Origin of the sequence: Dickeya undicola (genome assembly GCF_000784735.1) — a bacterium.
In the GTDB taxonomy this organism is placed as follows: Bacteria; Pseudomonadota; Gammaproteobacteria; order Enterobacterales; family Enterobacteriaceae; genus Dickeya; species Dickeya undicola.
Window position 1 is genome coordinate 1 of the sequence record NZ_JSYG01000037.1, and the last position, 18890, is coordinate 18890.

Annotated in this window: 19 protein-coding genes and 1 tRNA gene; 8 read left to right on the forward strand and 12 right to left on the reverse strand. The window is 49.6% G+C overall.

All coding sequences use genetic code 11. From position 1 onward, the window contains the following. The first annotated feature begins 219 nt into the window (after positions 1-219). The gene (locus OB87_RS17095) at positions 220-1362 is read left to right on the forward strand and encodes a Fic family protein (protein WP_033570614.1); all 1143 of its coding nucleotides are present in this window, start codon (positions 220-222) and stop codon (positions 1360-1362) included. Between the two features lie 254 nt (positions 1363-1616). On the opposite strand, the gene OB87_RS17100 is transcribed toward OB87_RS17095, so the two are convergent. The 5 genes from OB87_RS17100 to OB87_RS20070 form a co-directional block, all read right to left on the reverse strand. Further along, positions 1617-2291 carry a hypothetical protein gene (locus OB87_RS17100; protein WP_033570615.1) on the reverse strand — a complete coding sequence of 225 codons (675 nt, stop codon included), beginning with the start codon at positions 2289-2291 and terminating at the stop codon, positions 1617-1619. A gap of 281 nt (positions 2292-2572) precedes the next feature. Beyond that, complete coding sequence (locus OB87_RS17105; RefSeq protein WP_033570616.1) at positions 2573-3871, reverse strand: DUF3644 domain-containing protein; 1299 nt, start codon at positions 3869-3871, stop codon at positions 2573-2575. A 101-nt stretch (positions 3872-3972) separates the two neighbouring features. After that, positions 3973-4560, reverse strand: coding sequence for a hypothetical protein (locus tag OB87_RS17110; RefSeq protein WP_033570617.1), 588 nt, complete (start codon positions 4558-4560; stop codon positions 3973-3975). A gap of 55 nt (positions 4561-4615) precedes the next feature. Further along, entirely contained in the window at positions 4616-4876 is a 261-nt protein-coding gene (locus tag OB87_RS17115) for a helix-turn-helix domain-containing protein (RefSeq protein WP_033570618.1), read from the reverse strand. A 103-nt stretch (positions 4877-4979) separates the two neighbouring features. Beyond that, positions 4980-5240, reverse strand: a complete 261-nt coding sequence (locus OB87_RS20070) for a helix-turn-helix domain-containing protein (RefSeq protein ID WP_072025498.1) — start codon at positions 5238-5240, stop codon at positions 4980-4982. 120 nt (positions 5241-5360) lie between these two features. Here OB87_RS20070 and OB87_RS17125 point away from each other — a divergent pair, with 120 nt between their 5' ends. Together OB87_RS17125 and OB87_RS20860 are read left to right on the forward strand one after the other, a co-directional pair. Beyond that, the gene (locus tag OB87_RS17125; protein WP_033570620.1) at positions 5361-5582 is read left to right on the forward strand and encodes a helix-turn-helix domain-containing protein; all 222 of its coding nucleotides are present in this window, start codon (positions 5361-5363) and stop codon (positions 5580-5582) included. 137 nt (positions 5583-5719) lie between these two features. Further along, positions 5720-5938 (forward strand): hypothetical protein, encoded by a 219-nt coding sequence (locus OB87_RS20860; RefSeq protein ID WP_161783622.1) that lies wholly within the window; start codon positions 5720-5722, stop codon positions 5936-5938. Between the two features lie 548 nt (positions 5939-6486). Here the strand turns inward: OB87_RS20860 and OB87_RS17130 are convergent. The 7 genes from OB87_RS17130 to aspA form a co-directional block, all read right to left on the reverse strand. Then, positions 6487-7746 carry a tyrosine-type recombinase/integrase gene (locus tag OB87_RS17130; protein WP_033570621.1) on the reverse strand — a complete coding sequence of 420 codons (1260 nt, stop codon included), beginning with the start codon at positions 7744-7746 and terminating at the stop codon, positions 6487-6489. Between the two features lie 163 nt (positions 7747-7909). Continuing rightward, positions 7910-7985 (reverse strand) — tRNA-Phe (locus tag OB87_RS17135). Positions 7986-8149: 164 nt separating this feature from the next. Beyond that, positions 8150-8725 (reverse strand): transcriptional regulator, encoded by a 576-nt coding sequence (locus tag OB87_RS17140; protein WP_033570622.1) that lies wholly within the window; start codon positions 8723-8725, stop codon positions 8150-8152. A 94-nt stretch (positions 8726-8819) separates the two neighbouring features. Then, positions 8820-10547, reverse strand: coding sequence for a protein-disulfide reductase DsbD (locus OB87_RS17145; RefSeq protein ID WP_033570623.1), 1728 nt, complete (start codon positions 10545-10547; stop codon positions 8820-8822). Further along, a complete protein-coding gene (gene cutA / locus OB87_RS17150) occupies positions 10523-10867 on the reverse strand; it encodes a divalent cation tolerance protein CutA (protein WP_033570624.1) in 345 nt (114 codons plus the stop codon). The genes OB87_RS17145 and cutA overlap by 25 nt, the downstream gene beginning before the upstream one ends. A gap of 114 nt (positions 10868-10981) precedes the next feature. Beyond that, positions 10982-12283, reverse strand: a complete 1302-nt coding sequence (locus OB87_RS17155) for an anaerobic C4-dicarboxylate transporter (protein ID WP_033570625.1) — start codon at positions 12281-12283, stop codon at positions 10982-10984. Positions 12284-12472: 189 nt separating this feature from the next. Next, positions 12473-13912: an aspartate ammonia-lyase gene (gene aspA / locus OB87_RS17160; RefSeq protein ID WP_033570626.1), complete on the reverse strand. Its 1440-nt coding sequence runs from the start codon at positions 13910-13912 to the stop codon at positions 12473-12475. A gap of 444 nt (positions 13913-14356) precedes the next feature. Between aspA and OB87_RS17165 the strand changes: the two genes are divergently transcribed. From OB87_RS17165 to ubiA, 5 genes are all read left to right on the forward strand, one after another. After that, positions 14357-14851 carry an FxsA family protein gene (locus tag OB87_RS17165; RefSeq protein ID WP_033570627.1) on the forward strand — a complete coding sequence of 165 codons (495 nt, stop codon included), beginning with the start codon at positions 14357-14359 and terminating at the stop codon, positions 14849-14851. A 193-nt stretch (positions 14852-15044) separates the two neighbouring features. Next, complete coding sequence (locus OB87_RS17170) at positions 15045-15338, forward strand: co-chaperone GroES (protein WP_015855065.1); 294 nt, start codon at positions 15045-15047, stop codon at positions 15336-15338. A gap of 51 nt (positions 15339-15389) precedes the next feature. Next, on the forward strand, positions 15390-17036 hold the full coding sequence (groL, locus tag OB87_RS17175; protein ID WP_033570628.1) for a chaperonin GroEL: 1647 nt from the start codon (positions 15390-15392) through the stop codon (positions 17034-17036). A gap of 445 nt (positions 17037-17481) precedes the next feature. Then, positions 17482-17997 carry a chorismate lyase gene (gene ubiC, locus OB87_RS17180; RefSeq protein WP_033570629.1) on the forward strand — a complete coding sequence of 172 codons (516 nt, stop codon included), beginning with the start codon at positions 17482-17484 and terminating at the stop codon, positions 17995-17997. A gap of 21 nt (positions 17998-18018) precedes the next feature. Next, positions 18019-18882, forward strand: a complete 864-nt coding sequence (ubiA, locus tag OB87_RS17185) for a 4-hydroxybenzoate octaprenyltransferase (protein ID WP_033570630.1) — start codon at positions 18019-18021, stop codon at positions 18880-18882. Positions 18883-18890: the final 8 nt, after the last annotated feature.

Here is an 18890-nt window from a genome sequence, read left to right on the forward strand (position 1 = left end):
AGAATTACGTACACCCTCTAAAAACGTGGTTCCATCTCCTATGCAGGCAACAGCCGATACCTCTCTGTGTTGAATATCTCTTAAACGTAGACTTGATATGTAGGATTCGTGGTTTTTGAGATAATCATAAATGATGTTATCTATAATATATGGATTATATTGGTATTTTTGCTATTATTTTGAGATGTTCTCATACTCTATTTGAGATAACTACATATCATGGCTCAATTTAATCACTTTGAACTTTCGCTTCTGAACCCCAGTTTTGACTCCCCTTTAGTCGATGCGCTGACAGAGCTGGAGTTACTCCGGCATCTGAGACTGGAAACGGATGTTCACCCTATCCTGTTTGCGCAGTTGAAAGCCGTTTTCCACATGCTGGAGAGTCTGGGCTCTGCGAGGATTGAGGGAAACCACACGACACTTGCCGACTATGTGGAAAGCAAAGTCGAAGGAACACAGAGTTCGACGGATCAGCTCAAAGAAATCAACAATATTGAAGCCGCGATGGAATTCATCGACGAACATCTAAATAATGGTGATGAGATAACGGAATATTTTATCCGCGAGTTACATAGTCTGGCGGTTGTCGGGTTGCAACAGGAAGGCGACAGAACTCCCGGTGCCTATCGACAACATAATGTCAGCATCGCTCAGTCTGACCATTTACCGCCGGAACATATCCACATTCCTGACTATATGTCAGAACTGACCGCCTTTATTAACCGTGCTGATAAACCAAAATATGATCTGATGAAAATTGCACTGGTGCATCACCGTTTTGGCTGGATACACCCATTCGGTAACGGTAATGGCAGAACGGTCAGATTGCTGACTTATGCATTGCTCATCAAGTATGGTTTTAATGTTCAGGCCGGTGGTCGGGTACTAAATCCGACAGCGGTATTCTGTAATGATCGTGAACGCTATTACGCCATGCTTTCGTTAGCGGATAAAGGAACTGAGCAGGGCTTAGAAGAATGGTGTTTATATGTACTTTCGGGAATTTCATCTGAATTGAAGAAAGTCGATCAACTGACAAACCATGCTTTTTTGAGTACGAAAATACTGTATCCGGCGATCGACTTTTCATCAGAAAGAGGGCTAATAAACCCGTTGGAATCCAAAGTTCTGAAACGCGCTGTAGAGCTAGGGACGATAAAAGCGGGTGATCTCCGTACCGCTTTACCTGATCTAAAACCAGCGCAGGTGACTTATCAGCTCGGTAAGTTGATTGACCGGGGACTGCTCCAACCAGTGGAAGAGGGGGCTCGTTCCTATACGGCGAAGTTTTCTAACTCATATCTGATCCGTGGGGTGATTAAGGTACTACGTGAAGAAGGGTTTATTCCTGATTTGTAAAATAAAAATTAATTGTAGAATAATTATTCTAAAGTATATTACATATATAGATTTGTGATATGCCACATAGTAACAATGTGATATATCACAATTTCTCATTTTTTAATGTGTATTAGGTCCGACTTGAAATAGCAGTGTTCTCCGTATTATAACCTTACTAAATATTGATAATCTGCAACGAGCGAAGTGTGGAATTGGCATTGTAGTATTTTAATAAATGGTAATATGTTCAATAGGTAAATTGATTCGTCTTTTCATGCGCTTAGATCAAGCCAGACGTGTCTGTTATCATTACTTTTTAACTTAATGTCGGGATCTTTGAAAATTAGATCATTTAAACCACTTTCAATATTAATGATGTAAGGGGTTGTTTCAATAACAGAGCATTCACCAAAGATAAAACGATATTCTCTTTGGTAAGAGTACTCAAGGGATTTACAAGTATTTCCCCATAAAGAACTCTCTCCAGTATATTTAACTTCAGAAGATGAAAACGGTAATTTACTATGTTTTTTTAATCGTTCAAGCAACTCCTTTAAATTTAGCGGAGGAATAAATGCATAATGCCCTCCGAATTGATATTTCATTTTTTCTATATCTTGGATTAGCTGGCTTAGTGAGTTTTCATCTTTAGGTAACCTTAATGTAAACCAACAGTGCATCCATGCATCTCTTTGTTGAGCATTATGCACGGTAACTCCATGTACGCCTTTCAATTCTATATCATTGATTTTTAATTTAATATCATCGTCTCCCCTTGATTTTCTATAGGAGAAGGAGCAACTCTCAAATTTATCAGACACACCTTCTTGTTTAGCTAATCTGTAAACTTCGGGAGGTATACAATAAAAACATCCTTCTATTAATTTTTCTAAAAAATCCTCGTTTCTAAAAAACTTTATTAATCCTAAAAATTGATTTTCTTTCATTTCACTATACCCTTATCACAATGAAAATCATTCTTTAAAGTTATATTTTTATATGTAATAACCAAATTCATGGAATGTATAACTAATGTGAAAATACAGAAATAATTTATGTAATATACCGTAACAGCATAATAATCTATTATAAGGTATAGATAAAAAGCTATTGGCCTGCCCCCTCATAGATTAACGCCATCTTTGTTTGAGGATAGCGTTACATCGACTAATTGGAGTCACATACAAAATATTATCCAGCACACTTTTTATATTTATATTAATGTTTTTTATTTTCTTCTATTATATGATTCTTTTGCTTTCACCAGATATCCGTCATGCTCCATGATCTTTTTTATAAACATTTCAATTAAATCAATGGAGTAGTAGTGATATTCTGGGTTTTCATTTTTATGATGATATTTATTATTACTATTTTTCCATGAATTTTTGCATATAACCGCATCGAAACAATTTCTATTTATTACATACTTACCTTCTCTATTTTTCGAAGTAAGACATTTTGACAACTTATCTTCACTATATCTGGAATGCAATCTATCATTGATTTCTTTTATAGCATTTTTTTGCAGAAATGGATGCGTTTGAGAGCGATCAACAGCTTGTTTTATAACAAGTGCTTTCTTTAGCCCTTCCATACCTTCTTCTGCTTTAGCAAGAATGATGGAATTCCCATCCTCTGAGTCTTTCACGAAGACAAGTTTTACATTTAGGGGAATTGCGAATTCAATATCATCATTATTTTCCATAACATTATATAAAGATGATGTTAAGTTAAGTATGTCATCAGCAATATTTCCATATGTTGATTTCATCATTGCAAATGGAGGGGGTTTAAATTCTCCAACTAATGAAATCATCCCCACATGGGAGTTTTTTAAAAATGATATCTCAGTAAATTCTTCAAAATGAGAGGTGAAATTCAAAACACCTGACTGAAATATTCTCGATATAATACCTTGAACTTCCGGCATTAACAAATGAACAGCTTGATCCCTGAAATAAGCTATTTGCTCAATGTTCTTTCTGACTTTTGATTCGACAGGATAAATCCTGTCCAAACATTCTCTTAAAGAAATTGTTTCTTTAATTCCTTTTTTGTTGGTTTGTTTAAAGATTGTTTTTTCGCCATCCTTCTCAATTATTTTTGCTTTGAGAAATTGCTCCCATGCTGTACAAAAACACATAACAAACGCATCCATTTTATTTTCTAATGATGGTCTATTATATAACTCCAATGCTAATATCATATTGTCTCTTGACTTTTTCAATAATGCCTTTGCTAACTTTGATTTGCAGTTATGTCCTAAAGCTATTATATGTTTACTCTGAGATAATTGTTTGGCAAACTCTATCAGAGAAATACTTAGTGTATTTGAAGACTCAAATGAACTATTCCCGCTTTCACTGATAAATTCAGAAAGTTGACCTTTTCCATAATAAGTTTTAAATGTTGCTGGCTTCCAGCCTGTAGCTTTTAGAATATCAAACTCATCAAATATCTTATGGTTTTTTTCTGCATCTTGTAAAAAAATATAAAGTGCAGAAATGCTCTTGTTAATTTTCATACTATAATGCCTTATCTTTAATTTATTGTTTTTGAATAAATATATTTTCAAATTTATTATAATTAATTGAATTTTTTATGTTGTTTTTTATTTGTCAATAATTATCTTTCTCGAAAGTATGTTATTAATTTTTTAAAACTAAACCCAATTCCAGATATATTAGGTTCTAGTATTATTGAATCTACGATCGCAGAACCAACTCCTTTTTTTATTTCTTTTGCTATTGCAAAGTCAGAAAGATCTTTTTCTGACTCAATATCTGAAAATATTCTTCCAATGAGAGATATAACTTCAGTCGTGTTTGTGCAAAACTTTTTTATAGGAATTAATACTAGTTTAAGGCCACCTGAATTGGATTCTTTATATAATCCCTTGTTCTTGTTATATCCGTAATTGTTTTCCTTGAAATAGGATGGGTGAGCATTGGTTATTAAAATAGCTGGGAGAATGTTATCTCCTTTTTCATTATTTATCTGATGCCATGAAAACACTTCATTTTCAAAATGAGCAAGTTCGGTTCCTTTTATCACAATAGCCCTATTTTTTGCAGCTATGCTTGCCATCTTATCAAAATTCTCATTTATAGCTTTTGCTAATGGTTCATGCCATCCGTAATCGAGCAAATATATTAGATAATCTCTGTTTTCACTTTTAGGGATATTATTAAGTGAGTGAACATAAAGCCCCATGTTTTCCCTCCAAATATATCATCTGTGCATACTATGATTTCTATATTTAAATATATTAAAGGTTATTTGACCATTGATTATGTGCTTTCAGCACAACCTCAGCAAAATCATCATCAACCGTATAAAAATAACACTCCGGCACATTAAGCACTTTAGCAAACGCGCACATCATCTCAAATGTTGGGCGGTGTATACCGCTTTCATATTGGGATATGCGTGATCGTGCAGTGGCTTCTTCAATGCCAGCCAGTACGCCTAGCTTTTCTTGAGTGAGATTGGCTTGTAAACGAGCCGTTTTAAGGCGAATGGGCAGCATGATGGCACCATCAATAAGGATATTGATAGCATGTTTAGCACTACTTTACATGTAGGTTGCTTAGACTTCCTGAACAATCGAGGAGGGGATTTACTTGCATTTGTTAAGAATGACTCTGATGTTTAAGGTAAAGCTCCAGAACCATCTCAGAAAAATCATCGTTAACGGTGTAAAAGTAGCATTCCGGCACATTAAGTACCTTTGCAAATGCGCACATCATTTCAAATGTTGGACGATGTATCCCACCTTCATACTGAGACACGCGGGAACGCGCAGTTTCTTCTTCAATGCCAGCAAGAACTCCCAATTTTTCCTGAGTTAGATTAGCCCGTAGTCGGGCGGCTTTGAGACGAGTAGGCAGCATCCATTACACCATCAATGATTATACATTGACTTAGTGTTTAGCATTACTTAACATCGTAGTTGTTTAGACTATCTGAACAAATGATGTTTAATGTGAGGCCACAAAATAAGGATCATGGAGATGATTGATCAGGATTGGCACCCGGCAGATATCATCGCCGGGTTAAGAAAGAAGGGAACAACATTGGCAGCCGTTTCCCGAGAAGCGGGGTTAGCGTCTTCCACGCTGGCAAACGCGTTAACAAAACACTGGCCGAAAGGGGAAAAGCTGATTGCGGAAGCGCTGGGGGTTTCGCCTGCGGAAATCTGGCCTTCCCGTTACCGCAAATCAGAGGATCGTTAAAGTAAAATAGGATCTCCCGAACCGTTATCGAACTAGGTCGGTAACGGTTCGGGAGAAGGCAAGCGAAGCGCGACAGTTTACTTTTGTTGTTCGCCCCATACCCTCACCCCATGACTTCTCCCCATGGTATGGGGCGAATGTATGCGGCGAGCGCGTGGGGCGAATGCGGTGGCAGCAATGCAGCCCTGTGCCGGAAAATACATTTCCCGGCACAAAACGGCGTGCGCCAGTTCATGCGGGCTGGACGCCCTTATTGCCTGGTACATGAGGGTAATGTCGCGGCTGGACGCCACGCCAAAACCCCCAACGTCAACGGCGGCACACCGTCGCGCGCTACGCGCGACCAACCCCTTTAAGACGCGCGTTTTAGCCTGTTATTTCTCTTTCTCGCAAGCTCGGTGCGAAATAACGGGAAACGCTGCTTTAAATGGGTTGGTCGCGCCTCGCTACCGGCTTGTGACCGGAGACTTAGCGGCGACGGTGTGCGGGGCAAGCCCCCCAAATAAACCGACGCGTGGGCGCGTCTTTTTGCTCGCTGGGGCGGCAAAATTTATTCGGCTCCCCCCGGCCTGCTCGGTTTCCCTTGGGGGAAACGCTCGCGGGTGGGGTCGGGCGACGCAAATTAGCCATTTCTACGAAATGGAATTTACTCGCCTTACGCCACTTTTTAATTTCTGCTGTTCGCATCCATTAAAAAGCCATACAAGCGCGGCCTGTCATATCGTTTGTCCCTGTAAACACGGGTCATTGCGATGGTGAAAAATCCGCTGTTTTTATCAGGGATGTTCGGTGCTCGCTTTGCTGCGCTCCGCCTCAGCCCTGATACAACAGCGGCGTAGAGACACAAGATAAGCCGCCTCTGTTCGATTAGAAGCGGCTTATTCCATCGGTGTATCAGTCTGGCTCAGGCAACCTTAATCGACTTCTCAAAGCGATAAGCCGGGATGAATTGGTGCTGGCAGGTATCGAGATAATCTGACCACCATTGCATCATCTGAGTCCGTTCGTCGAGGTGTTCCGCTTTGTGAATATAGGCGGCACGAACGTGATTGCGCTCCTGATGGCTCATCTGCCGCTCCACCGCATCTTTTGACCAGCGACCTGATTCAATCAATGCGCTACACGCTATCGTGCGGAAGCCATGTCCGCAGATGTCCACCTGTGTGTCATAACCCATTGTGCGCAGTGCCTTGTTGATGGTGTTCTCACTCATTGGCTTACGGGCATCATGATCGCCGGGAAAGAGTAATTCCCCGTTGCCGGACAACAGTTTTAGCTGTTTCAGTACCGTTACCGCCTGTTTTGACAGCGGCACCAGATGAGGCGTTTTCATTTTTGCGCCGCGCTCTGAGTGACGCACGCCAGCGATAGGCTCCCGCTGTGCGGGAAGTGTCCACATGGCGTTATCCAGATCGATCTCTACCCAACGGGCAAAACGCAATTCACTGGAGCGGATAAAGATCAGCAAATTAAGCTGTACCGCCAACCTTGTTAGCAGTCTGCCTGAATAGCCTTCTATTCTTTCCAGCAGTTCCGGCAACTTTTCCAGCGGTAGGGCAGGGTAATGGTTTTTCGGCGGCGGGGTGATAGCACCGCAGAGGTCATTGGCCGGATTGCTGGCAATCAGTCCTTCCTGTACGGCGTAACGCATGATGACTGTCGTGCGTTGCTGTATCCGTGCAGCCGTTTCCAGACAACCCTTTTTCTCCGCTACCCGCAGCGGGATCAGCAGGTTGGCGGTTTTCAGGTCGGTGACAAGGACATTGCCGATGAGCGGGAAAACGTGCAGTTCCAGTGAACGCAGGACTTTGGCAGCGTGTGCCTCACTCCAGCGAATGTTGGTGCCCACCCACTGACGGGCGATGGCTTCAAAGGTATTGCCGTTTTTCTTCGCCTGTTTGTCGTGCTGTTTTTTTACGCCGGGATCGTCCCCTGCGCTGAGAATAGTCCGGGCTTCTTCACGCAGTTTACGGGCACTGGCAAGCGATACCGTCGGGTAAGCGCCAAACGCCAGCTTCTTCTCCTTGCCGCCGAAGCGGTACTTAAGATGCCAGAGCTTGGAACCGTTAGGTTTAATCAGCAGGTACAGACCCTGCGCGTCGCTGAGTTTGTAAGGTTTATCGAGCGGCTTGGCGTTGCGGATGGCGGTATCAGTCAGAGGCATGGTGGGGGCTCCGTAGTTTATCGAACCGACAGGCCCCCAATTAAGCCCCCAAAAACTACGTATGTCAAAAAATCTGGTAGTACCTTGAGGTACTCCAGATTTTCATCAACTCACTGATTTTTCTATGTTCCCGGACGTATAGGAACGTCCCAAAACAAAAATATGGTGCCCGGACTCGGAATCGAACCAAGGACACGGGGATTTTCAATCCCCTGCTCTACCGACTGAGCTATCCGGGCAACGGGGCGCATTAAACCGGATTCGGGCGTCTGCGTCAACGTGAATTCACCCACTTTTTGACGGTTTGACTGCTTTTTCGGCGTTTATGCGTTTTTTGCATAAATAAGCAACAGTGCATTGCTGGTGGAGCGGTTGGGTACGGTGCGCCGCGCGCGTGAATGCGTTACGCCAGCGCACCGTGTTTGCGGCACATTGCCACGCGTAGTACGTCTTCTGCCAGCCGTTTTGCTACTGTCACGTCAGACAGCTGGCGTTTTACCAGTAACTTACTCAGGCAACCTTCCAGAATCAGTTCCAGTTGTAATGCCACCATGTCTGGGTCGTCGGTTTCCAGCTCTTCCAGCAACGCTTTGGTGTAGTGGTACGATGCCTGTTTCTGCTGTTCCGCAATCTGGTGAATGGGGTGGAGTGGGTCGGGATACGCGCTGCAAGCGGCGATGAACAGGCAGCCCGGAAAACGATGCTGGCTGACGGCGTCCTGTAACCGTTGGTAGCGTACCAGCAGCTTCTGCTCTGGCCCGGTCTGTTCATCCAGTTGCACCTGTTTGCGCCAGATATTCACCTGCTGGCTGTGATAACGCAGGCTGTCGTACAGCAGGGCTTCACGGTCGGGCCAGAAGGACTGTAGCTCAGTTGGAGAAACGCCCAGTTGGTCGGCCAGCATATCCAATGTCGTGTCGGCGAATCCACGTTGTTCCAGCAAGGCCAGCGCCTGCTCCAGAACGTCTTCCCGTTGCATCATGCTCCTCCTGCTTATCAATCATCACTAACCAGTGTGGTTTATCTGCGACATCTTTCAAGTTAATGTCAGCCTGTCGCGATAGGGCTCGATGTTAGCGCGACAGCCCCTGCACGTGTGCGTTAAACGCGGCAGCGTCCATAAAGCCAGTCACTCGCGACCCCGGAATTTCCTGGCCGCTGGCATCAAAAAACAGAATGGTCGGTAGCCCCAGCACTTGCAGGTGCTGCAATAGCGCCCGCTGCGTTTCGCTGTTGGCGGTGACATTCGCCTGTAATCGTTGCATGGTGGACAGCGACTGTTGCACCGCCGCATCGCGGAAGGTGTACTTTTCGAACGCTTTGCAGGCCACGCACCAGTCGGCGTACAGGTCGAGCATGGTGATGCGGTTGTCGCTGCGACTCAGTGCCGTGGTCAGGTCATCCAGCGTGTTGGCTGGTGTGAAGTGCAACTGGCTGCCGATCGGCTCAGCCTGTACCGGCGCGAACGCCCAGTCTTGCAGCGGCCGGACCGCCAGCAATGCGCCCAGTAATAGCAGAATCTGTACTACGCGCATTCCGCCGACATGACTGCGCAAGCTGAGAGCAAACGCCCAACCGAAAAACGCTACACCGAGCAGCCCCCACAAGCGCCATTCCCAGACATCACCCAGCACTCGTCCCAGCAGGAATACCGGCAGCGCCAGAATCACAAACCCGAAACCTTCCTTGACGTGGTTCATCCAGGGGCCGCGTTTGGGTAGCAGCCGATTGCCGAACAGGGTAATCGCCATCAGCGGCAGCCCCATACCCAGCGCGTACAAGTACAGCGAGCCACCCCCGGCCAGCAGGTTGCCACTTTGAGCGATGTACAGCAGCAGCGCGCTGAGCGGTGCGGTGGTGCAGGGCGAGCAAATCAACCCGGCCAGTGCGCCCATAGCGAAAACCCCGGCAGCGGAGCCGCTTTGCTGGCGATTGCTCCACAGGGTCAGGCGCGTTTGCAGCGATGACGGCAATTGCAGGCTATAGACGCCGAACATCGACAGCGCCAGCGCGACAAACATTACCGACAGACCGATCAGAACGTAGGGGTGTTGCAACGCGGCCTGAAAACGTAATCCGGCGGCGGCGACCACCAGGCCGAGCAGGGTATAGGTCAGCGCCATTCCCTGTACATACACCAGCGTCAGCAGCAGCGTGCGACCGGCGGACAGCCGTTGCTGGCGGCCGAGAATCAGCCCGGAAATCAGTGGGTACATCGGCAGCACGCAAGGAGTAAAGGCGACGCCAATACCGATGAGCAATGCCCACAGCGGCGAGAACGGCAATTGTGGGGTATAAGCGCGGTCCGGCTGCGGTGTGACAGCGGTTGGTGTCGCCGGTGGGGTGTCAGTGGTGGTGCTGGCAATAGCGCTGAGCGGCACCGAACGGGTTTCCGGCGGATAGCAGAAACCGGCATCGGCGCAGCCTTGATAGGTGATGCTGAGCGACGCACCGGGCGGCACGTCGCGTAAAGGGACATTGAGCGTCAGCGACTGGCGGTAGATAGCGACTTCACCGAAAAATTCGTCCCGGTGTGGTTCGCCGGGCGGCAACGTCAGGCCCGGAGGTGCTATCAGCGCGCTATCCAGCTTGATTTGCTGGCGGTACAGGTAGTAACCGGGGTGAATCTGCCAGTTCAACGTCAGTTGGTTGCCTTGCTGGTGAAAATCAAAGGTAAAAGCTTGATCCACCGGCAGGAACTGCGACGTCGCGCTGCGCCCGAAAGGGCTTTGCGCCGGTGCCAGGGTACTGAAAAACAGGCTGAGGCACAGAACCGTCAGCGTAAAGATGCGTTGAGCCATGAGAGATAATCGCTGTCGCCACCCTCGACCGGCAGCACCAGTAATTCTGGTGTCTGGTAAGGATGCTGTTGTTTCAGGTGAGTCAGTAGAGCGGACTGGTGTTCCCTGTCGCTTTTAAGCAGCAGTTGCAGTTCCGTCTGCTGTTCCAGTTTGCCTTCCCAGTAGTACAGGGAAGTTGCGCCCGGCAGTATGGTAACGCAGGCGGCCAGACGCGCTTCCAGCGCAGAGTTGGCCAACCGTCGGGCACAGTCTTCATCGGGCGCGGTGCAGAGTATCACCACCGCGTTACTGAATTGCGCATTGTCGTTGGGTTCTGACATCGTGACCTCGATAACGGTAACGGTTGACACACTATACCGTGCGGGGTCGGCAATCGTAAGGCCGGATCGGCGCTGGAGCGTCGATCCGGAAAAACTTTACGATTCAGCGGCGCGTTACAGTACCAGGTGACCGATAACGAAGCCGAAGGCGACCGACAGTGAAATCGCCACCACGCCGGGGATCAGAAACGCGTGGTTGAATACGTATTTGCCGATACGGGTTGAACCGGTGTCATCCATTTCTACCGCTGCCAGCAGCGTGGGGTAGGTCGGCAGCACGAACAACGCCGATACTGCGGCAAACGAGGCAATCGCCGTCACCGGGCTGACGCCCAGCATCAACGCGGCAGGCATTAGCGCTTTGGCGGTAGCCGCCTGCGAATAGAGCAGCGTGGCGGCGAAGAACAGCACCACCGCCAGCATCCATGGGTGGCTTTGCAGCAGTGTACCTGCCGTGCTCTGAATATCGGCAAGATGGGCTTTAACGAAGGTATCGCCCAGCCAGGCCACGCCCATCACGCACACGCAGGCGCTCATGCCAGACTTGAAGGTGCTGGCACTGAGGACTTGAGCGGTATCGACGCGGCAAGTCAGGCAAATCAACGTAGCGATGGTCAGCATGAACACCACAATCGCTTCGTTACGCGGCAGCACCGGGTTTTGAATCAGCCCAACCGTATCGCTGATAGCGGTCGCGTATAACACCACGGCGATAATACCGACAAGAAACAGCCCAACCGACCGTTTAGCACCCGGTTTCAACACCTGCTGACCGTGGCCGCGCAGGGTAACTTCGCCTTTACGCAGGCGCTCCTGATAGACTTCGTCATCCTTCAGCTCTTTGCCGAGAAAGTTGGTGAACACGGCGGTCAGCATGATAGCGATCAGCGTGCTGGGAATGCAGATACCGAGCAGTGCCAGATAGCTCACGCCTTTCGGCTCCAGCAGACCGGCGACGAACACCACCGCAGCGGAAATCGGCGAGGCGGTAATGGCGATCTGCGAAGCAACTACGGCGATCGACAGCGGACGAGACGGGCGGATGCCCTGTTCCTTTGCTACTTCGGCGATAACCGGCAGGGTGGAGAACGCGGTATGACCGGTGCCTGCCAGCAGCGTCATGAAATAGGTCACCAGCGGCGCGAGAAAGGTGACGTAACGCGGCTGACGGCGCAGCAATTTTTCCGCCAGACTAACCAGATAATCCATGCCGCCTGCTACCTGCATAGCGGCGATGGCGGCGATAACTGCCATGATGATTTCAATCACGTCGAATGGGATCGCGCCCGGTTTGATGTGAAACCCCAGTGTTAGAACCAGTACACCCAGCCCACCGGCGAAACCGATGCCGATGCCGCCGAGTCTGGCACCCAGATAAATAGCGAGGAGTACGATAAACAGTTCCAGAATAACCATGTTGATGTTCCTTCTGATTTTGTTGTCCGTGACATTGCAAAGCGTCTTTCCATATCTTTTTCTTATGATTATGGCGAAAGCCTGGCCTTTTGCGGCGCGGAAAAAAGTAGCGATGAGTTGTAGTGAATAGAATAAAGGCACGCAGTCCCAGGCGGGGCTGACGTGCCTTACAGAAAAGACCGCGCGGAATTACGACGCGTCTTGGTCTTCGGTGTAGCGTTTGGCTTTGTACGCCGGGTGCATCAGGTTTTGCACCGAGAAGATGTCATCCAGCTCGGCTTCGGTCAGCAGACCGCGCTCCAGCACCACTTCACGCACGCTCTTACCGGTTTCAGCACAAATTTTGCCGACGATATCGCCGTTGTGGTGACCGATGAACGGGTTCAGGTAAGTCACGATGCCGATGGAATTAAAGACGTAATATTCGCAGACGTCTTTATTGGCGGTGATGCCCTCAACGCATTTCTCCAGCAGGTTGTAGCAGGCACTGGTCAGAATCTGGGTGGATTCAAACATGGCCTGGCCGATGACCGGTTCCATCACGTTCAACTGCAACTGACCCGCTTCGGCCGCCATGGTAACGCAGGTATCGTTACCGATAACTTTGAAGCACACCTGGTTAACCACTTCCGGCACCACAGGGTTGACCTTGGCAGGCATGATGGAGGAGCCAGCCTGCAGTTCCGGCAGGTTGATTTCGTTGAGGCCAGCGCGCGGGCCAGACGAGAGCAGACGCAGGTCATTACAGATCTTGGACAGCTTGACCGCCAGACGTTTCAGCGTGCTGTGTACCATCACGTAGGCACCGCAGTCGGAGGTGGCTTCGATCAGGTCTTCCGCCGGAACACATGGCAGTTTGCTCACTTCTGCCAGTTTCTGCACCGCCAGTGGCTGGTAGCCTTCCGGGGTATTCAGACGAGTACCGATAGCGGTGGCACCCAGGTTCACTTCCAGCAGCAGTTCGGCGGTGCGCAGCAGGTTTTTGTTCTCTTCTTTCAGCAGCACGTTGAAAGCGTGGAACTCCTGGCCCAGCGTCATTGGTACGGCATCCTGCAACTGGGTACGACCCATTTTCAGGATGTTTTCAAATTCTTTCGCCTTCTGCTCAAAGCCATCGCCCAGTACGGTTACGGCTTCGACCAGTTTCAGAATGCAGTTGTACACCGCGATGCGGAAACCGGTGGGGTAGGCGTCGTTGGTGGACTGGCATTTGTTGACGTGGTCATTGGGGTTCAGATACTGATATTCCCCTTTTTTATGGCCCATCAGTTCCAGACCGATGTTGGCCAGGACTTCGTTGGTGTTCATGTTGACGGACGTACCTGCGCCGCCCTGGAACACGTCAACCGGAAACTGGTCCAGGCATTTGCCATTGACCAGCACTTCATCACAGGCCTTGATGATGGTGTCGGCAATCTTGCGCGGAATGGTCTGAAGTTCACGGTTAGCCATGGCGGCGGCTTTTTTAACCATCACCATGCCGCGTACGAATTCCGGCACGTCGCTGATTTTCTGGTTGCTGATATAGAAGTTTTCTATCGCGCGCAGTGTATGGACGCCGTAATACGCATCAGCCGGAACTTCTCTGATACCTAACAGATCTTCTTCAATGCGAATGTTATCTGACATGAGAGCCTTCTCTTAACTTCTGTCGATTAGAATTTATAGAATGTATCGTCTTACCGTGGAGGACAGCAGCAGAATGTTTAACCACCATGCTGGCTGTTGTTGTTATGATATTCTGTTGTTATGCAGGATTTCCGTTGCCCCGATCACATATGGGCGGTCAACTCTCCCCTACTGTGTGAAGTGTGATGAGGGTCAAGACCGTGGTACAGGAATAAACGGATACATCCTCATCATGGTTGAAAAACGGCGCTTGCACTACCATCTCCAGAACTAGCGTCCGCCAGTATGGGTAAATGACGTGTTCGAGTATAAGGTACTGTACCACGCCAACTGGTCGTATCTTCATACCTGTTCGTGATGACAGCACGAGATCAAGATGATGACCGTGTGCTGTTAAGTAAATATTTTTATCAATAGGTTAAATATCAACCACGGGAGTATCGGGTGCGCTGGTTACCGCTTTTGCTGATTTTTTTGTTCGTTTACATCGAAGTCTCTATTTTTATTCGCGTGGCCGAAGTGCTGGGCGTAGCGCTTACCTTACTGCTGGTGGTGCTGACGTCCTGTATCGGGATCTCCATGGTGCGCAACCAGGGTGTGAAGAACATCATGCTGATGCAGCAGCGCTTGCAAGCCGGGGAAAGTCCGGCGGCTGAACTGGTTAAAAGCGTATCCCTGATCCTGGCCGGTTTCCTGCTGGTGGTGCCGGGGTTCTTCACCGACTTTCTCGGCCTGTTGCTGCTGTTGCCACCGGTACAGAAGCACCTGACGCTCAAGCTGATGCCGCATCTGCAAATCTGGCGCGGCCGTCCTGGAACGGGCGGGCAGGGCAATGTGTTTGAAGGCGAGTTTCAGCGCAAAGACGAACACGAGCGGTTGGATAAGTCCGATGACGACCGCCACGATGGCACCCCGCCTAACGATTCCTCACCGCGTTGACCCTGGCCGGAAGGGGCGAAGAACGACGCCGGGCGCAGGCTGACGGAAAAATTTCACTTAACGCAAAAAAAATTTCTTTTTTCCCTTGAAGCGTCGTGAAACGTCCCCACTTAGTTCACCACAAGGCCGGATACCCGAGTGCATCCGGCGTTTAACCTAAACTGATATGGACTTTCTCAAAGGAGAGCTATCAATGAAAATTCGTCCATTGCATGACCGCGTGATCGTCAAGCGCAAAGAAGTCGAGTCAAAATCTGCTGGCGGCATCGTTCTGACCGGTTCTGCAGCGGGTAAATCCACCCGTGGTGAAGTCCTGGCTGTTGGCCATGGCCGTATCCTCGAAAACGGTGAAGTAAAACCGCTGGACGTGAAGGTTGGCGATATCGTCATTTTCAATGATGGCTATGGCGTGAAGACTGAGAAGATCGACAATGACGAAGTGTTGATCATGTCTGAAAGCGACATTCTGGCGATTGTTGAAGCCTAATCTTACGTAATCATCTGAACTGAACGAAACGAATTCTAAGGGAATCTACCAATGGCAGCTAAAGACGTAAAATTCGGTAATGACGCTCGGGTAAAAATGTTGCGTGGCGTTAATGTGCTGGCTGATGCAGTGAAAGTAACACTGGGCCCGAAAGGCCGTAACGTGGTACTGGACAAATCTTTCGGCTCACCGACCATCACCAAAGACGGCGTATCCGTTGCACGTGAGATCGAACTGGAAGACAAGTTCGAAAACATGGGTGCCCAGATGGTGAAAGAAGTTGCCTCCAAAGCGAATGATGCAGCAGGCGACGGCACCACCACCGCGACCGTACTGGCTCAGGCTATCGTTAACGAAGGTCTGAAAGCCGTTGCTGCGGGCATGAACCCGATGGATCTGAAACGCGGGATCGACAAAGCGGTTATCGCTGCAGTAGAAGAACTGAAGAAACTGTCCGTACCTTGCGCTGATACCAAAGCCATCGCTCAGGTCGGCACCATCTCCGCCAACTCCGACGAAACCGTGGGCAAACTGATCGCCGAAGCCATGGAAAAAGTGGGTAAAGAAGGCGTGATCACCGTTGAAGAAGGTTCCGGTCTGCAGGACGAGCTGGACGTGGTGGAAGGTATGCAGTTCGACCGCGGTTACCTGTCTCCGTACTTCATCAACAAGCCGGAAACCGGTTCTGTTGAGCTGGAAAGCCCGTTCATTCTGCTGGCTGACAAAAAAATCTCCAACATCCGCGAAATGCTGCCGGTGCTGGAAGCTGTTGCCAAAGCTGGCAAGCCGCTGCTGATCATCGCTGAAGATGTAGAAGGCGAAGCACTGGCAACGCTGGTGGTCAACACCATGCGCGGCATCGTGAAAGTCGCTGCGGTGAAAGCGCCGGGCTTCGGTGACCGTCGTAAAGCTATGCTGCAGGACATCGCTACCCTGACCTCCGGTACGGTGATTTCTGAAGAAATCGGCCTGGAGCTGGAAAAAGCGACCCTGGAAGATCTGGGCCAGGCTAAACGTGTGGTTATCAACAAAGATACCACCACCATCATCGATGGTGTGGGCGATGAAGCCGCGATTCAGGGCCGCGTGACCCAGATTCGTCAGCAGATCGAAGAAGCCACTTCTGACTACGACCGTGAAAAACTGCAGGAACGCGTAGCTAAACTGGCAGGCGGCGTTGCCGTTATCAAGGTTGGCGCAGCGACCGAAGTGGAAATGAAAGAGAAGAAAGCCCGCGTTGAAGATGCGCTGCACGCAACCCGTGCTGCCGTTGAAGAAGGCGTGGTTGCTGGTGGTGGCGTGGCGCTGGTGCGCGTAGCAGCATCCATCAGTGCACTGACTGGCGACAACGAAGACCAGAACGTGGGTATCAAAGTTGCGCTGCGCTCTATGGAAGCGCCGCTGCGTCAGATCGTGTCCAACGCCGGTGAAGAACCGTCTGTTGTTGCCAACAATGTGAAAGCAGGCGAAGGTAACTACGGTTACAACGCCGCAACTGAGCAGTACGGCAACATGATCGACATGGGTATCCTGGATCCGACCAAAGTAACCCGTTCTGCACTGCAGTACGCGGCTTCTGTTGCTGGCCTGATGATCACCACCGAATGTATGGTGACCGAGCTGCCGAAAGGTGATGCGCCTGACTTAGGTGCTGCTGGCGGCATGGGTGGCATGGGCGGTATGGGCGGCATGATGTAATCTGCCGTGCCGCCACGGCGACATCCTCGCTGTGGTGCCTATTGCACTGTAAAAACTACCCGGCTTCGGCCGGGTAGTTTTTTTTAAGGGCTGCCGGAATGCCTGGGTGAGTGCGAACGCACCTCATGAGCGATGAGGCTTAACGCCTTACTGGTTTGCAACAGGCGGTGATCCGGACTGATGAATTGTGTGAAAATCACCCAATTCGTTAACGGTTGGTTCGCCACCTGTTATCAGCGTACGATTCTTCGCTACACTGAGCATCTGCGCTACAATAAGCGCGTTTATACCCGTCATACTTCAAGTTGCAGGTGTGTTGGCTGCGTTCGTTCACCCGAATCACTTACCCGAGTAAGCTCATCGGGACTCACTTTCTTGCCGCCTTCCTGCAACTCGAATTATTTTGGGTAAGTTTGATTTATTAACACCGGGTGGAATGGGATACATGTCTGAGAAGGCGTTGGCTAGCCTGCACTTGGTCGAGTGGTGCACGCCTGAGGATTTACCCGCGTCAGTGGTGGATTGGTTGGTTTACCGCGATTCGATGACGCGTCGTCTGGAGCGGCATTGCCTGCGACTGACCGTAGAGGTGAGTGAGGAGCAGTTTGTGCCGTCACTGGATATCGCTGGTGAGTCGGCGCTGTTGCCGCTGAGCGAGCGCTATTGGCTGCGAGAGGTGACGCTGTTGGGCGATGGCAAACCCTGGTTATTCGGCCGCACGGTGATACCGGAGCAGACGCTGGAAGAAGCCGATATTGACCTGACGCAGGTCGGTAACACACCGCTGGGGCGTTACTTGTTTCTGCAGGGGCCACCGCCGCGTGACGTGATGCAAGTTGGCCGCAGCGGGGCGCTGTGGGTGCGGCGTTCACGTTTGCTGTTGTCGGGTAATCCGTTGCTGATCACCGAGATGTTTTTGCCGGATGCCCCCATTTATTTCCCCGATGCCCACCAGGGCTGAGCGCAGAAGGAGAATCAGACGTTGGAAAGACTGTTAACGTCAGAACGCTGGGGTGCGTATTGTCGTTTGATGCGTATAGACAAACCGATTGGCACGTTGTTGCTGTTATGGCCCACATTGTGGGCGCTGTGGCTGGCGGGGCGAGGGACACCAACACTCTGGACGCTGCTGGTGTTCGTGGCGGGCGTGTTCTTGATGCGTGCAGCAGGGTGCGTGATCAATGACTATGCTGACCGCCACTTTGACGGTCATGTTAAACGTACTGCCGCGCGTCCGTTACCGGCTGGTTTGGTGAGTGAGCAATCCGCCAAGGTGTTGTTTGTGGTGCTGGTACTGCTGGCGTTCGGCCTGGTGCTGACCATGAATCCGTTGACCATCTGGTTATCGGTTGCTGCGCTGGCGCTGGCCTGGGTATACCCATTTATGAAGCGCGTCAGCCACCTGCCGCAGCTGGTGCTGGGCGCGGCGTTTGGCTGGTCGATTCCGATGGCTTACGCCGCCGTCAGCGAATCATTACCTGCCACCTGCTGGCTAATGTTTTTTGCCTATATCTGCTGGACTGTCGCTTATGACACCGAATACGCCATGGTGGATCGCGACGATGACCTCAAGATCGGGATAAAGTCCACCGCCATTCTGTTTGGCAGTCACGACACCTTGATTATCGGTGTACTGCAACTGATGACATTAGTGGCGATGCTGGCGCTGGGACGGATGATGGGGTTGAGCCAGATTTTTTACTGGTCGGTGCTGGCTGCTGCCGCCTTGTTTGCTTATCAGCAAAAGCTGATTGCCGGGCGTGAGCGTGATGACTGTTTTCGGGCGTTCAGAAACAATAACTACGTGGGGATGGTGCTGTTTTTGGGCATCCTGTTCGGTCTGTAACCGTTCTT